The 15,795-nt window shown below is 59.2% G+C and carries 14 protein-coding genes; 6 read left to right on the top strand and 8 right to left on the bottom strand.

Going from position 1 to position 15,795, the window contains the following annotated elements:
- The first annotated feature begins 2 nt into the window (after positions 1-2).
- The 4 genes from F4V43_RS11490 (at position 3) to F4V43_RS11475 (ending at position 4,485) form a co-directional block, all read left to right on the top strand.
- Entirely contained in the window at positions 3-692 is a 690-nt protein-coding gene (locus F4V43_RS11490) for a response regulator transcription factor (RefSeq protein ID WP_150458378.1), read from the top strand.
- Complete coding sequence (locus F4V43_RS11485; protein WP_150458377.1) at positions 689-1,702, top strand: sensor histidine kinase; 1,014 nt, start codon at positions 689-691, stop codon at positions 1,700-1,702. The genes F4V43_RS11490 and F4V43_RS11485 overlap by 4 nt, the downstream gene beginning before the upstream one ends.
- A 100-nt stretch (positions 1,703-1,802) precedes the next feature.
- Entirely contained in the window at positions 1,803-2,564 is a 762-nt protein-coding gene (locus F4V43_RS11480; protein WP_150458376.1) for an ABC transporter ATP-binding protein, read from the top strand.
- The gene (locus F4V43_RS11475; RefSeq protein ID WP_150458375.1) at positions 2,554-4,485 is read left to right on the top strand and encodes an FtsX-like permease family protein; all 1,932 of its coding nucleotides are present in this window, start codon (positions 2,554-2,556) and stop codon (positions 4,483-4,485) included. Before F4V43_RS11480 ends, F4V43_RS11475 begins: the two co-directional genes overlap by 11 nt.
- A 101-nt stretch (positions 4,486-4,586) precedes the next feature.
- Here F4V43_RS11475 and ptsP read toward each other — a convergent pair whose 3' ends face one another.
- The 4 genes from ptsP to aroA all read right to left on the bottom strand — a co-directional run bounded on the left by ptsP (position 4,587) and on the right by aroA (position 10,123).
- Positions 4,587-6,335: a phosphoenolpyruvate--protein phosphotransferase gene (gene ptsP / locus F4V43_RS11470; protein ID WP_150458374.1), complete on the bottom strand. Its 1,749-nt coding sequence runs from the start codon at positions 6,333-6,335 to the stop codon at positions 4,587-4,589.
- Positions 6,332-8,212 (bottom strand): glucose PTS transporter subunit IIA, encoded by a 1,881-nt coding sequence (locus F4V43_RS11465; protein ID WP_150458373.1) that lies wholly within the window; start codon positions 8,210-8,212, stop codon positions 6,332-6,334. Before F4V43_RS11465 ends, ptsP begins: the two co-directional genes overlap by 4 nt.
- A 148-nt stretch (positions 8,213-8,360) precedes the next feature.
- Positions 8,361-8,795, bottom strand: a complete 435-nt coding sequence (locus tag F4V43_RS11460) for a CoA-binding protein (RefSeq protein WP_150458372.1) — start codon at positions 8,793-8,795, stop codon at positions 8,361-8,363.
- A gap of 35 nt (positions 8,796-8,830) precedes the next feature.
- Positions 8,831-10,123 carry a 3-phosphoshikimate 1-carboxyvinyltransferase gene (aroA, locus tag F4V43_RS11455; RefSeq protein ID WP_150458371.1) on the bottom strand — a complete coding sequence of 431 codons (1,293 nt, stop codon included), beginning with the start codon at positions 10,121-10,123 and terminating at the stop codon, positions 8,831-8,833.
- Between the two features lie 75 nt (positions 10,124-10,198).
- Here aroA and F4V43_RS11450 point away from each other — a divergent pair, with 75 nt between their 5' ends.
- Complete coding sequence (locus F4V43_RS11450) at positions 10,199-10,504, top strand: rhodanese-like domain-containing protein (RefSeq protein ID WP_150458370.1); 306 nt, start codon at positions 10,199-10,201, stop codon at positions 10,502-10,504.
- 6 nt (positions 10,505-10,510) lie between these two features.
- Here F4V43_RS11450 and F4V43_RS11445 read toward each other — a convergent pair whose 3' ends face one another.
- The 3 genes from F4V43_RS11445 to F4V43_RS11435 all read right to left on the bottom strand — a co-directional run bounded on the left by F4V43_RS11445 (position 10,511) and on the right by F4V43_RS11435 (position 13,490).
- Positions 10,511-11,050 carry a shikimate kinase gene (locus tag F4V43_RS11445; RefSeq protein WP_150458369.1) on the bottom strand — a complete coding sequence of 180 codons (540 nt, stop codon included), beginning with the start codon at positions 11,048-11,050 and terminating at the stop codon, positions 10,511-10,513.
- Positions 11,051-11,266: 216 nt separating this feature from the next.
- Entirely contained in the window at positions 11,267-12,691 is a 1,425-nt protein-coding gene (gene gndA / locus F4V43_RS11440; RefSeq protein ID WP_150458368.1) for an NADP-dependent phosphogluconate dehydrogenase, read from the bottom strand.
- 202 nt (positions 12,692-12,893) lie between these two features.
- Positions 12,894-13,490: a hypothetical protein gene (locus F4V43_RS11435; RefSeq protein WP_150458367.1), complete on the bottom strand. Its 597-nt coding sequence runs from the start codon at positions 13,488-13,490 to the stop codon at positions 12,894-12,896.
- A 187-nt stretch (positions 13,491-13,677) separates the two neighbouring features.
- Here F4V43_RS11435 and F4V43_RS11430 point away from each other — a divergent pair, with 187 nt between their 5' ends.
- Complete coding sequence (locus F4V43_RS11430) at positions 13,678-14,301, top strand: DUF1054 domain-containing protein (RefSeq protein WP_150458366.1); 624 nt, start codon at positions 13,678-13,680, stop codon at positions 14,299-14,301.
- Positions 14,302-14,431: 130 nt separating this feature from the next.
- Here the strand turns inward: F4V43_RS11430 and F4V43_RS11425 are convergent, their stop codons facing one another.
- Positions 14,432-15,724: an MFS transporter gene (locus F4V43_RS11425; protein ID WP_317983784.1), complete on the bottom strand. Its 1,293-nt coding sequence runs from the start codon at positions 15,722-15,724 to the stop codon at positions 14,432-14,434.
- Positions 15,725-15,795 lie beyond the last annotated feature (71 nt).

Here is a 15,795-nt window from a genome sequence, read left to right as displayed (position 1 = left end):
CCATGTTCAAAATTATGATGATTGAAGACGACCACGTCCTGTTCGAAGAGGTGCGGGAACGGCTCTCGCAGTGGTCCTATGAAGTCTGCGGCGTCTCCGATTTCGGCCAAGTTCTGCAGGAATTTGCGGCCTGCCGGCCGCACTTGGTCATTATTGATATTCAGCTGCCCAAATACGACGGTTTTCACTGGTGCCGGATGATCCGCGCCCATTCGAAAGTCCCGATCCTGTTCCTCTCTTCGCGGGATCATCCGACCGATATGGTCATGTCCATGCAGCTCGGCGCCGACGACTTCATACAGAAGCCGTTCCACTTCGATGTGCTGATCGCCAAAATCCAGGCGGTCCTTCGCCGGGCCTACAACTACGGGAACGAACAGAGCGCTTTTCGCACCTGGAGAGGCGCATCGGTGGAATCCGCCAAGAATAAAGTATCGGCCGAAGAAGGCACGGTCCTTCTCACCCGCAATGAGATGTTCATTCTCGACTTCCTGCTCGAACGGCGCAACGCCATTGTCGGCCGGGAGGAGCTGATCGCCGCGCTCTGGAACAGCGAGCAGTTCGTCAGCGACAACACGCTGACCGTCAATGTCAACCGGCTGCGCAAGAAGCTGGATGACATCGGCCTCGGCCAGTACATTGAAACCAAGGTTGGCCAAGGGTATATGGCCACGGAAGAGGCGGAAGCATGATCCGGACCTTTCTTCGGGAGCGCCTGAGCTGGCTGGTGTTCTTCGCCGCTTCCCAGCTGCTGATTCTGCTCGTTGCCTGGCTGGACCGTTCCGTCCCGCTCGGTTCGCTGCTCTATATCGTGCTGCTCTCTTCGCTGGCCTTCCTTGCCTTCCTGCTCTGGCGGGCTTCCCGGGAGACCGCATTCTACCGGAGTCTGCGGGATTACGACCCGGCCGGCGACCTGGCTCCCGGACGCGAGCCTTCGAGTCCGTTCGAGCGGATTGTCTGGGACGCGGTCGCTCTCCAGGACGACCGCTACCGGACAGAAGCCTCGGCCCGGCGAATGGAGCTGACGCGCGAGAAAGACGAGCTGCTGTCCTGGGTCCATGAGATCAAGACGCCGCTCACCACGCTGCAGCTGATGATCGACCGGCTGGACGACGAGTCGGCCCGGCCGCGCCTGATGGCCGAATGGCTGCGCGTCCATCTGCTGGTGGACCAGCAGCTTCACCGCAAGCGTCTTCCCTTTATGCACAACGATCTTGCCGTCGCTACCGTCCCTCTGGAGCCGCTGCTGAACGCCGAGATCCAGTCGCTCCGCTCCTGGTGCATGCAGAAGCACATTGGCTTCGACATCTCCCTGGACGAGCCCGAAGTGCTGAGCGACGCCAAGTGGCTGGGCTTCATTCTCCGCCAGATTCTGAGCAACGCGGTCAAGTACAGCTCCGACTCGGATATCACCGTGGAGAGCTTCCGGCGCAGCGACGGACATGTCGCACTGCGCGTGCAGGACCAGGGGAGGGGGATTTCCGCCAAGGACCTTCCCCGGATCTTCGAGCAGGGCTTCACTTCCACCGCAGGCAGCCGGCACCGCGACCAGGCCTCGAGCGGCATGGGGCTGTATCTGGCCGCGCAGGCAGCCGAGCGCCTGCTAATTACGATTGAGGCGGAATCAGAGCCGGGGGCCGGCTCGGCGTTCACGCTCCATTTTCCGCAGAAGAACGATCTGCTGCGCCTCACGAACAGGTGACAGCATTGTCACACGGGACTCCGCGATTGTTCGGCCAAACGAAGGAGAATCAGATGCCGCTCCTGTAAGATGAAGGTATCAATCAAAGGAGTGAGCGAGAATGGCTATACTTGAAGCAAGTCGGATTCACAAAAGCTACGGCAGCAAATTCAATTCCCAGGAGGTGCTGAAGGGCATCGACCTTCGGGTGGAGAAAGGCGAGTTCGTCAGCATCATGGGCTCTTCGGGCTCGGGAAAGACGACCCTGCTGAACGTCCTCTCCTCCATCGACAAGGTGAATCTCGGAAGCATTCAGATCGAAGGACACACCTTCACCGCCATGAAGGAAAAACAGCTCGCCGAGTTCCGCAAACGGCACCTCGGCTTTATCTTTCAGGATTACAACCTGCTTGACACTCTGACGGTCAAGGAGAACATCCTCCTTCCGCTGACCATCCAGAAGCTGCCGCGCCAGGAGGCGGAGAAGCGCTTCGCCGCCGTCACTTCCGAGCTCGGCATCTCGGATTTGGCCCACAAGTATCCGAGTGAAATCTCCGGCGGACAGAAGCAGCGGACCTCGGCGGCGCGCGCTTTTATTCATGAGCCCAGCATTATTTTTGCCGATGAGCCGACCGGAGCGCTGGATTCCAAATCCGCCGCCGATCTGCTGAACAAGCTGAGCGGGATGAACAGCAGCCGGGAAGCGACCATCATTATGGTCACGCACGATCCGTTCGCCGCCAGCTATTGCAGCCGGGTCGTCTTCATCAAGGACGGACAGGTCTTTACCCAGCTCAACCGTGGCGGCGATTCGCGCCAGGCGTTCTTCAACGATATCATCAAGACGCAGGGCGTTCTCGGGGGTGTGCAGGTTGAAGCTTAGCACGCTGATCTACCGGAATCTGAAGAAGAATATCCGCAACTACTATCTCTATGTATTCGCGCTGGTCTTCAGCGTTGCCCTCTATTTCTCGTTCGTGACGCTGCAGTTCGATCCGGCCATGGATAAGACCGCGGGCTCTATCAAGGGGGAGGCAGCGATCAAAGCAGCCACTGTGCTGCTGATTGTCATTGTCGCCGTCTTCCTGCTGTACGCGAACAATCTGTTCATCAAGCGCCGCAGCAAGGAGATCGGATTATTCCAGCTCAGCGGCATGACCCGGCCGCGCATCTTCCGGCTCTTGACCGCCGAGAATCTGGCCATCTACGCCGGCTCTCTGATCGTTGGAATCGCCGCAGGCTTCGCCGGCTCCCGGCTGCTGAAGCTGATTCTCTTCAAGCTTACCGGCGTTGACAATCATGCCACGCTGTCCTTCTCGTCGGCAGCGCTGGAGCGAACGCTGCTGGTCTTCTCCGCTATCTATGTGCTGATCATGCTGATGAACGCCGTCTTTATCAAACGCCAGAATCTGCTGTCGCTCTTCAAAGGCGGGACGGTATCGGAAGAAACCGGACGCAAGCTGTCCTGGTTCCAGATTCTGCTCGGCATTCTGGGAATCGGACTGATTCTGACCGGCTACTATTTGTCGACCCAGCTCTTCAGCGGAGATTTCAACGACGTGGGTTCCCTGTATATCGTGATGGTTGCGATCCTCGGTTCCGTCATTCTGGGCACCTATTTCTTCTACAAAGGTTCGGTCTCCTTTCTGTTCAACCTGATTCGCAGGGCAAAAAGGGGCTATCTCGGCGTCAACCATGTACTCTCGCTGTCGAGCATCATGTTCCGGATCAAGTCCTCCGCTCTTCTGCTGACGGTCATCACTACCGTGTCGGCGCTGGCTTTGGGGCTATTATCGCTGAGCTATATTACGTACTACTCTACCGAGAAGACAGCGCAGGGCAACGTCCCCGACGACTTCTCCCTGACATCCGCCGAGACGGCCGCCCAGTTCGAGCAGGCTCTCCAAGAGCACGGAATCCGCTATTCCCTGGTCAAACGCGAAGCGGTGAATACCCAGGCCGACATTTCGGGCATCGTGGGGGCCGATTTTGAATGGTACAACAACCACAGTCCCGCTCACACCACCCTGGTTGCCGTCAGCGAGGATACAGTGAAGAAGACGGATGTCAAGCCCGGGACGGCAGTGCTGGCCGGTTACCGAAGCGATACCTCCAGTCTGCTGAAGCTGCATAAAGGCTCCATCGTCTTGTCGGGCCGGACGTTTAAAGTCACCACTCTCCGGGAAGCGGCCGTTCTGCAATATTCCTATACGTTCGGCATGCCGGTTGCCATATTGGATGCGGCTGATTTTGCAGCGATTGCCAAGAATCCGGATCCCCGGATTCAGAAGCTTCCCTGGTACTACGGCTTCAACCTGACGGACAAGAGCCGGGATATCAAGGAGACCAATGCGCTCTTCCGCGCGCTGGGCTTCGGCTCGGCTCCGGGTGAAGAATCCCAATATGAGACGACCCTGGAGCAAAGACGCAACATGGGACTCATCATGTTCATCGTCGGCTTCCTCGGACTTGCCTTCCTGCTCACGTCCGGCTGCATCCTCTATTTCAAACAGATGGAGGAGAGCGAGAACGAACGGCCGATCTATACGATTCTGCGGAAGCTCGGCTTCACCCGCTCCGATCTGGGCGGCGGGCTTGCCGTGAAACAGCTGATTACCTTCGGCATCCCCTTGGCCGTTGGCCTCTGCCACAGCTACTTCGCCGTCCGCTCCGGCTGGTTCTTCTTCGGATCGGAGCTATGGACGCCGATGGTGATCGTCATGCTGCTCTACACGGCCCTGTATTCGGTCTTCGGCCTGCTGTCGTACTTCTATGGCCGCAAGGTTATCGCGTCATCGCTGTAACACCTTCACAGGCCCAAAAAGGCTGCCGTGCCCGCGGTTGTACCGCGGCTGCACAGCAGCCTTTTGATATAGCGGCCGCCTCTGTCTTGGGCGGCTCTCGGTTATTTCTCCGTACCCGAGCGATCCAGCCGGGACCGGTCCAGAAACTCGGTCAGGAGCGCTTCGTTCTCGCCCCGCCGTCTGCCCGAGAAGCACCGTCTTGCGACTTCGCGGGCTTCGGCTGCGGCTGTGTTGAGCGTCCGGTGCTTCACCTTCAGCAGCGACTGCGGCGACATGCTGAGATCGGACACGCCGAGCTCCAGCCAGATCGGCAGCGACCGTTCGTCCCCGGCCAGCTCGCCGCAGACGCTGATGCCGATGCCGGCAGACTTCGCCGCTTCGACGGTCATCCGGATCATGCGGAGCACCGCAGGATGATACGGATGGTACATGTGGGCAATCTGTTCATTCATCCGGTCCACCGCCAGCACGTACTGCACCAGATCGTTGGTTCCGATACTGAAGAAATCCACCTCGGTCGCCAGCAGATCGGCGATCATGACGGCGGCGGGAACCTCAATCATTATGCCCACAGGCAGCTCCGCATTGTAGGAGATGCCTCGCCGGTCCAGGTCCTCCTTGACCTCGGCCAGAACGGCCTTGGCTTCCAGCACCTCTTCCACCGAGGAGATCATGGGAAGCATCACTTTGATCTGCCCGTGAACGCTGGCCCGCAGAATGGCGGCCAGCTGGGTGCGGAAAAGATCCTTGCGGTCCAGGCTAATGCGGATGGCGCGGTAACCGAGGAACGGGTTCATCTCCTCCGGCAGCGGGAAATAGTCCAGATGCTTGTCGCCGCCGATATCGAGCGTCCGGATTACCACATTTCCGCCTCCGGCCTTCTCTGCCACCTGCTTGTATACCTCATATTGTTCATCCTCGGTCGGGAACGATTGGCGATCCATGTACAGGAACTCGGTGCGGAACAACCCGACGCCCTCCGCCCCGTATTTGAGAGCCAGATCCAGCTCCTTCACCGAACTGATATTGGCGGAGAGCCGCAGCGCCACTCCGTCTCTCGTCACCGCCTGAACGGTGGAGAGCAGTTCCAGCTGCTGGCGCTTCCGAAGCTGCTTGTCGCGGATCGCCTTGTAGCGCTCCAGCGTCTGCTCGTCCGGTTGAAGCTGGACGATGCCCGAGTCTCCGTCGATGACCAGGAGGTCACCCGTCTGAATCGGCGTATCTCCCTGGGCTTCCAGGCCGGCCACCAGCGGAATGCCAAGCGCCCTGGCCATGATGGAGGAGTGGGAGGTCTTGCCGCCCATCATCGTCACGATCCCGAGCACATAAGACGGATTCAGGTGGGCCAGCTGAGAAGGAGACAGCTCTTTGGCAACCAGGATATAGGGCTGGGTATCGGACGGCAGCGTTACTTCCGGCGCACCCAGCAGATGCTTCAGCAGGCGGTTGCCGACATCCTTGATGTCCACCGCCCGCTCCTTCATATATTCGTCGTCCAGCAGATCGAACATGGCTACAAAATGGTCGATCGCTTCCTTGACCGCTACCTCGGCAGCTTTGTACTGTCGCTCGATGATGCCCCGAATCTCGCTCATGAACACGGGATCATCCAGAATGGCGAGATGAGCGTCAAAAATGCTGGATTCTTCAGGCCCGACTACTTCACGGAATTCCCGCTTAATATACTCGATCTCATCCTTCGAGGTCCGAATCCCTTCGTATAAACGCTCAAATTCTTTAGCCAGATCCACCGGATTGATCTGGGTCTCCGGCATGCTCCATTCCCAGTTGGGAAGGACGAATGCCTTTCCGATGGCTACCCCTGTTGCGGCGCCTATCCCTTGTATCATGATTCTACCCCTCCATTGCTCTCGTGCAGCACTACGGACATGACCGAGGACTGTCCTCTTCTGACATTCTTGAACGGAGCATAGCTCCAGGATTTGACCCGTTCCGGGTTCGTAATGACCATTGGAGTTGCCAGGGAAGCCGCATGCTCCCGCAGATCGTCCAGATCGAAGGTGATCAGAAGCTGGCCCGGCTCCACATTGTCCCCCGCCTCCACGGCTGCGGCGAACATACCTTTGAGCTGGGAAGTGTCAATGCCGATATGTATCAGCACTTCAATTCCCTCCGGGGTAGCAATTCCGATGGCGTGCATGGTGGGATAAATATGCATCACCTTGCCGAAGACCGGGGAGACGAGCTCTCCCTTCTCCGGGATAAAAGCAACGCCGTCGCCGACCAGCTTGGCCGCAAAAATATGGTCCGGCACGTCCTCGATCGGCAGCATCCGGCCCTGAACCGGAGCGCTGAACAGAACCTGCGGCAGATCCCGCAGCAGCAGCTTGTCGATCTCTTCGCGAATCAGCTCGGAGTACGTGCCGAAGACGACCTGAACGTTGCCTCCGCCCAGCTTGATGATGCCGGCCGAGCCCAGATTCTTGAGCTGGGCCGTGTCGATCTCCCGGTCATTGCGGACAGTCAGCCGCAGCCGCGTAATGCAGGCCTGAACCTGTACGATATTCTCCTTGCCGCCGAGCGCCTGCAGAATAAGCGGCGCCTGGTAGGGAATATTGCCGGCCCAGTCGCCGAGCTCCGAGCCTTCCTCGCGTCCCGGCGTCGGGATCTGGAACCGCCGGATGGCCCAGCGGAACAAGTGATAATAGACGATTCCGTACCCGATGCCGATGGGGATCAGCAGCCAGGCCCGGCGGGACAGATGCAGGTTCAGGAAGAAGTCGATCGCGCCCGCCGAGTAGGAGAAGCCGTGGTGAATGCCCAGCGCGGCCGTCAGGGTCATTGCAAGGCCCGACATCACGGCATGGACGGCAAAGAGATAGGGCGAAGCGAACAGAAAGGCAAATTCGATCTGCTCCGATACACCGGTCAGGAAGCAGACCAGCGCCGCCCGGACGAAGGTCTTCCGGATCTTCGGCTTGAGGTCTTCACGGGCTTCCTGGATGATGGCAAATGCGATGGCCGGCAGGGCGAACATCATGATCGGGAACAGCCCGGCCATAAACGTTCCGGCCGTCGGATCGCCTGCGAAGAAGCGCGGCAGATCGCCCTGAATCACGGCGCCGTCCGGCGTCGTGTAATTGCCGAGCTGGAACCAGAAGATATTGTTCAGAATATGATGCAGGCCGAACGCTGTAAGCACCCGGTACAAGACTCCGTAGAGAAACAATCCAATTCCCTGGGACCGGTCCACCACCCGGAACAATCCGTCCAGCGCATCCTGCAGCAGCGGAGCCGTTCCCAGCATGACCCAGGCGAACAGGGCGGAGAACAGACCCATGAACAGCAGAACAAAACGAGAGCCGCCGAAGAACTGAATCGCCTCCGGCAGCTTGATATGCTTGAAACGGTTATGGGCCACGCCGGCTACGATGCCGAGCAGAATGCCGATCAGTGTCGCCGGCTGCACGCTTCCGTCGCCCAGATGCAGCACGACCCGGTCGTAAGTGAACATACCGGCCAGCGCGGCAAGTCCGGCGGGTCCGGCCTGGTTGGAGAGGCCCCAGGCAACCCCGACCGCGAACAGATAAGGCATGAAATAGAAGATGCCTTGTCCCGCATAGGTTGAGACTTCGGCTACCGTGGACATTCCCCAGTTCGACCACGGCAGACTGCCCAGACTGAGCAGAATGGCCGCCGCGGGCAGCACCATGGTCGGAAGCATAATCGCTCTTCCCAGCTGCTGCAGTGATCCGAGCCAATTCAAGGACCATCGCTCCTTTCTTTCTATACTGAATGGTACGTGCTGTCTCCGGTTTTGTCAAAAGGAGCTTTGCCGGACGTCAAAAAGGGCCGGACAGGAGTCCTGTCCGGCCTCAGGGAGGCCTTGCTGCTCTTAATAAATCCGTTGTTGCCTAGCTGTTCCGGTGAGCCCGGGTCAGCGCCTCTTCAACCTTGATGCAGCGGTCCATAATGACAGTCAGTCCGTTCGATTCCGCAATGAAGGCTGCCTCCAGACTGTGAACCCCCTGCTGGAGCCACAGGACCTTCGCCCCGATGGCTACCGTCTGGCGGGCAATCTCCGGGCAGTACTCGCTCTTGCGGAAGACATTGACAATGTCCACCTGCTCCGGGATGTCCTCAAGCTTCGCGTATACCTTCTCTCCAAGGATGCTTCCGTCGTCCGCCGCTGGGTTGACCGGGATGATCCGATAACCGGCCGCCTGCATCGCTCCCGCTACCATATACGACGTCCGGTCGGTCTTGTCGGACAGGCCCACGACGGCAATGGTTCGCGAAGCGGACAGGATATCCCGGATGGTATACTGATCCGGGTTGACAAAAGGCATGATTCCATCTCCTTCCTTCTGTGTGGAATATGCTGTTAATTTACCCACTCTACCCGTGCTCCAAGCGCCCGCAGGTGATCGAAGAACTGCGGATAGGACTTGGCGACATGATGCGCGTCCTTAATGAGAAGCGGCTCCTTGGACCGCAGACCTACAACGGTCAGCGCCATAATGACCCGGTGATCGTAATGCGCATTGATCGTCACTCCGCCTTCCACGCCCTCGGGGCGTCCGTGAACGATGATCTCGTCCCGGCGTTCCTCGACCCGGGCTCCCGCCTTCGCCAGCTCGGCCAGGTAATCCGTAATGCGGTCGCACTCCTTGTAGCGGAGGTTCTCGACATTATAGAACCGGGATGTGCCTTCCGCAAAGACCGCTGCTGCAACCATGGCGAGCACCGCGTCCGTCGCGGCGTCGCCGTCAAATTCCACCGCCTTCAGCCGGCCGGTCCCCTGAACATGAACCGTGCCGTTCTCATGGGTGAGCGGCACCTCCATCATTCTCAGCACATCGACGACAGCCCGTTCTCCCTGGCGGCTGTTCTCCGCCAGCCGATGAATGGTCACATCCGATTCCGTTACGGCCGCAGCCGCCAGCACGGCGGCCGACCCGGGATAATCTCCCTGAACCGTATACGTCTTGGCCGCATAGGATTGGCGTCCCGGCACCCGGAAGGACAGGTAATCCTCAGCCGCGTGAATTACGATACCCGCCTGTTCCAGCACTTCCAGCGTCTGTCCGACGACGACCTTGGATTTCAGATCGCCGGTCACGGTGATCTCGCTGTCTTCCTCCAGAAGCGGCGTCAGGAACAGCAGGGCGCTGAGATACTGCGAGCTGACTTCGCCGGACACCCGGATGCGGCCGCCCTGCGGCTGCCCGCCGCGGATGCGGATTGGCAGCCGTCCTGCGTTGTGCTCAATCTCCACGTTCATCTGGCCCAGCGCCTCGATCAGATCGTCGTGCGGACGCTTGCCGAGCGAATCGGGATATGTATTGACGAAGGTAACGTCCGGGCACAGGGCCGCTACGGCCATCAGAAAGCGCAGGACGGCGCCCGCGTTGCCCACGTTCAGTTCCTTGACAGGCTTGGGATGGCGGCCGAAGCCCCTGATCACGATCTTCTCGCCGTCTTCCTGCAGCTCGGCTCCGAGATCCGCGATGCAGCGGCGGATAGCGTCGCTGTCCTCGCTGTGCGCCGGATAATAGACGGTGCTTGTGCCCTCCGACAAGGCCGCGACCAGCAGATAGCGGGTCGTATAGTTTTTGGATGACAGCGCTCCGATTTCCCCGCTTAGGACCGGGGTCGGTCTGACAATAGCGTCCATGATTTTGACTCCCTTCTGTGCTATCGATTAAAATCAGGAATGCTTGAACTTTAAATAATAATGGAGGTGTCCGACATGAACGCCATACCCCAAATCACCCCGGACGAACTGCGCCGGAGAATGGAAGCCGGCGATAAGCTTCGCCTGATCGATGTGCGCGAAGACGACGAAGTCGTCTTTGGCATGATTGAAGGCGCAGAACATATTCCGATGAACGATATTCCGGATCGCGCGCAGGAGCTTGGACAGGAAGAGCCCATCGTCTTCATCTGCCGCTCCGGCGCCCGCAGCCAGCGGGTATGCGAATACCTGAGCCATCACGGATACCGCTCCGTCGCCAATCTCAGCGGCGGTATGATCGGATGGTACGACTCGATCTGATCCGCGTCAGGAATTCCGCTTAAATACTGAACCGCGGTAGTGCATTAAAATTAAATCGCGCACTTCCGCGGCGCTCCGTCCCGTTGTATCAATCGTGCAGTCTGCGAACCCGTACGCCCCGGCCCGCTCCCGCAGCAGTCGATGGATCCGCTCGCTGGCGTCACCCGCCAGCAGCGGTCGATTCGGGTCCTGTCCGACCCGGCTCACCAGCTCCTCCGCCGTTGCCGTGAGCGCCGCCACGTATCCGCCCTTGCCCATCGCTTCCGCATTTCCGGGCGCAAGAACAGCCCCTCCGCCTGTCGATAGGACCAATTCCTTCTCCCGAAGCGCCAGAAGAAGCTCGCGCGATTCGATCCGCCGGAATTCTTCCTCGCCTCCCCGTGCAAAAATCTCCGGAATGCTTCGCCCTTCCCGCTCCTCAATCCGTTCATCCAGATCGAGTAACCGGAAGTTCAACTCCCGGGCCAACAACTGCCCGACGGTTGATTTGCCGGTCCCCATCATCCCGATCAGGATCAGGTTGGGACCGCTGCTGCTCTCTGCCATCTTCGTTCTCTCAACCCCTGCTGCCCGTCTTGGCCTAACTTTTCACCTATTCTAACATGCTCTTGCACCAGGCACAACGAGTTCCGCCGTTCTCTTGCAGGGAGCCGCATCTTCCTTCTCCCGGACAGGCCAAAAGCCCGGAAACGCCGCATTCGGCATTCCCGGGCCCGTTCCTGTCTTCAAGCGGCCGTTCGTCCGCCACTTGAATATATTGGATTACTCGGCCGAAGCTTCGGCGATCCAGTCGTGATGGAAGACGCCTTCCTTGTCCACGCGCTTGAAGGTGTGGGCGCCGAAGTAATCGCGCTGGGCCTGCAAGAGGTTCGCGGGCAGACGCTCGGTGCGGTAGCTGTCGTAGTACGCCAGCGCGCTCGAGAAGCCCGGTACCGGAATGCCGCGCTTGACGGCTTCGGCTACTACCGTACGCCATGCGTCCTGGTAGTTCGTCATAATATTCTTGAAGTACGGATCAAGCATCAGGTTCTTGAGCTCCGGATTCTTCTCATAAGCTTCCGTGATATTATGCAGGAACTGCGAGCGGATGATGCAGCCGCCGCGCCAGATCTTCGCCAGGCTGCCGTATTTCAGGTTCCAGCCGTACTCGTCGGAAGCGACGCGGAGCTGGGCGAAGCCCTGGGCGTAGGATACGATTTTGCTGGCGAACAGCGCTCTGCGGACGTTCTCGATGAACGCCTTCTTGTCGCCGGCGAACGGTTCAGCTGCAGGACCGGAGAGCACCTTGCTCGCAGCCACACGCTCTTCCTTCATGGCGGACAGGAAACGGGAGAAGACGGATTCCGTAATCATGGACAGCGGCACGCCGAGATCAAGCGAGCTCTGGCTTGTCCACTTGCCGGTGCCCTTCTGGCCGGCGGCGTCGAGAATGACATCCACCATCGGCTTGCCGGTCTCCTTGTCGTACTGGGCGAAGATATCCTTCGTAATCTCGATCAGGTAGCTGTCGAGCTCGCCTTCGTTCCATTCCGCGAACGTGGCGTGCAGTTCTTTCTCATCCAGGCCGACAACGTCCTTCAGCAGCTGGTACGCTTCGCAGATCAGCTGCATGTCGCCGTACTCGATGCCGTTGTGCACCATCTTCACATAGTGTCCGGCGCCGTCGGGTCCGATATATGTACAGCAAGGTTCGCCGTCCACTTTGGCCGAAATAGCCGTCAGGATCGGTTCAACCAGTTCATAAGCGCTTTCCTGTCCGCCCGGCATGATCGACGGTCCTTTGAGCGCGCCTTCCTCGCCGCCGGATACGCCGGCACCGATGAAGCGGAAGCCCTGGGCTTCAAGTTCCTTGTTGCGGCGAATTGTGTCAGGGAAGTAGGCGTTGCCGCCGTCGATGATGATGTCGCCCTGATCCAGATGCGGAACGAGCTGCTCGATTGTGGCGTCGGTCGCTTTGCCGGCCTGGACCATAATCAGAATGCGGCGCGGCGTTTCCAGGGATTGCACGAATTCCTCAATCGAGAACGTGCCGTGCAGGTTCTTGCCGGCGGCCTCGCCGAGAAGATCATGCGTCTTCTCCGGGGAACGGTTGAATACGGATACGCTAAAACCTCTGCTCTCGATGTTCAGCGCCAAGTTCTTGCCCATTACCGCAAGGCCGATAACGCCGATTTGTTGTTTTGACATCTGGTTCTCCACCCTTTGCCCTGTATATTTGGTTAAGCCATGCACAGAGATCAATTTCATTGACAAAATGCCGACCGCCGAAATTGAATCGCAACGGTTCTATTCTAACGTTTTTGCGCGGGAAAGTGAACCCCCCGGGTCCTTCGCCCGCAAAATGAAGACACCTCTTGTCTCAAGAGGTGCCCGGAACGCTTGCCTTCCGCTACCATTCCAGTACGCTGAGCCGATGCGTCAGCTCCTGAAGCCGCTGCTTGCAGGTCTCCGCTTCCTCTGTGTCCCCGCGCTGCATAGCCGCGCTCAGACGGTCCAGTTCATCGTCCACTTCGTGGCGGCATTCCGCAATCCGCTCTTCGCCGAGTCCCGAATAGAACAGCTTCGTAATTTCGTGATCCGACAGAAGCGGCCCCTTCTGATAGATAACCCGCTGCTGGTAACCCGAAATCTCCACGAGCCGGATTACCTCGCCGAAGAGAATGTTCTCGATGATGATCTGGCGGTCGCGAAAACGTTTCACGACGGCATGCCCGCGCATATCGCCGATCAGCTTCTCCATCCGTTCCGACAGCTTCGCATCGCGGATCATATAATCGCCCACCAGCTTGTAGCCGTCGTCGATCCGCTGGAAGCGCAGCTTGATCAGCTTGCGTCCCGTCCGCACCGAAATGACGAATAATTGTTCATTCTCGCTCCAATATAAGGAATAGCCGTCCCGAATCAGATCTCGGATCAGGTTCTGGAGATGATCCCGCTCAAAACGGAGCTCCAGGTTGCAGTATTCCACTTCGTCGTTCTTGTTCACGGCGCTCCCTCCTCAGGCCATTTGCCGGATATCCTGGTTCTATTTTATACTTCAGTTTATGTAGCGGTAACTTGGTTTATTGACTATTTTTACCCTCCCCCCGGGTCTCCCAAACGCTTCATTCCGGATTTGGAACTCTTTGGGACTCTGGGCCCGGGGGACCAACCTATACGAGGAGACCATAACCATGACTTTTAGCGGATTCCAACCGGCAGACTTTGAAGTGTTCGATATCGGCGGCCTTGAGCCGCGCATGGAGGCTTTAATTGAGAGGGTCCGTCCCAAACTGACGGCGCTCGGAGACGAGCTTGCCCCTTATTTGACCGAGCTTACGGGGGAAGAGATGTTCCCCCATGTCGCCAAGCACGCCCGCCGCACCGTTCACCCTCCGGCCGACACCTGGGTGGCTTGGGGACCTTCCAAGCGGGGCTACAAGGCGCTTCCCCATTTCCAGACCGGCATGTTCCGCAGCCATCTCTTCATCGTCTTCGCCGTGATCTACGAGAGCGGCAACAAGGGCATTCTGGCGGACGCCCTGCTTCGGGAATCGGGCAGCGTGCTGCGGGAGCTTCCGGGGAGCTACTTCTGGTCCACCGACCATCTGGACCCTTCGGGCACGCCCCACGCCGAGATGGACGCGGAGCGGCTGGCCGGGCTGGCGCACCGGCTCAAAGAGGTCAAGAAAGCCGAGGTTACTTGCGGACTGCGCATCGAGGCGGGCGACCCGGTGCTGGCAGACGGGCAGAAGCTAACCGGCGTTATTCAGGACACCTTCCGCACGCTCCTTCCGCTGTACAAGATGGCCTTCTAGCGGGAGGCGGGACCAAAGCCCCGGACACATCAAAAAGAGCCGTTCCAGGATTTCTCCTGAACGGCTCTTCGCCTTGCGTCGGGAACCGTGCAGCCGCGCCGGCCCTCTTCCACCCGCTTCCAGACCTCTTCTAGCCCGCTTCTGCGGCCAGGCGCTTCTGCGCCGTCCGCCGGACAATCACCAGATGCAGCGCGAAGAGACAGAGCATGACGAGTGCGCTCGCAAAGAACGGCACCCAGTGTCCCACCCGGTCCCACAGGCGTCCGGACACGATTGGGCCGAAGACCATGCCGGAGCCCTGAAGCGTCAGGAAGAGCCCCCAGACCGTACCGCGCTCGCTCTCAGGCACCTGCTTGGCAATGAACGCGTTCCAGGCCGGCAGAATGAACGCATAGCTGACGCCGACAAGGGCCACCGCCACGAATACCAGGGGCAGGAAGCGCACCTGCGAGAAGAACGTCAGCGAGAAAGCGGCCAGCAGGAAGCCGATGTTCAGGAACGCCGAGGTGCCGATGCGGTCCACGAGACGGCCGGCGGGGATCAGCGCGATAACCGTCACGCCTCCTCCGGCAATCAGCAGCACATTGAACATGGTCGGCGACAGATGCAGTTCGGACCGGGCGAACAGCGTGACGACCGGCGTCATCAGACCGATGGCAAAAGCCTGCAGGAACAGCGCCGGATACAGCAGCCGGCTGACCCGAACCTGACGCAGCGTATGGCCAAGGCCCGCCAGGAAGGAGCGGCGGACGCCGGGCTCCGCCGCCGGAGCCGCCTCGCGTTTGGGCTCTCCGCCGCGGGTAACGGCGTGGACGCCTCGTCCGATTCTCGCGGGAAGCAGCATCGAGACGAGTACGACGGCTGCTGCTACGGCCAGCAGAAGATAGAACGCGCCGCGGTACCCCTGATGGCCATGGTCCATCAGGAAATTGACCGTAATCGGCCCGATGCCCGTTCCCGCCAGCGAAGCCATTTCCACGGACCCCATGGCGGCGCCGCTGCTGCCGCTTGTCGTGGAGCCCGCCAGCTCGGTAATGCCGGTCATGACGCAGGGCCACAGCGGCGAAGTGCCGATCCCCAGAATCAGGCAGGCCAGACTCAGCATGGGCGCATTATCCGCGTAAATAATAATGGCGACCGCTGCTACAATTAATATAAGCGCACCCGCCATCGTCCAGCGGTAGCCCACGCGTTCCAGCAGCCAGCCGGACGGCCCGCGGAACAGATTGTCGCCGAGATACTGGAGGGCGAAGGCAAAGCCGACCACCGTTACCGACAGGTTCAGCGTATGCTCCATATAGACCGGCAGGAGGGCAACCAGCAGGGAACCTTTAACGAATTCGACCAGAAAAATAATCACCCACATCTCCAGCATGAACGGCGACGAGAGGCGAATATGCATGCGTTGCTCGGGTTTCGACACGTTTCGATCACATCCTAGTAATATGGTGATGGTTTTGTTATACTCAATTTTGTTTGCGACTTCACTTAGGA

Source organism: Paenibacillus spiritus, assembly GCF_008710135.1.
Taxonomy (GTDB): domain Bacteria; phylum Bacillota; class Bacilli; order Paenibacillales; family Paenibacillaceae; genus Paenibacillus_AQ; species Paenibacillus_AQ glufosinatiresistens.
This window is presented reverse-complemented; position numbering and strand designations above follow the sequence as displayed.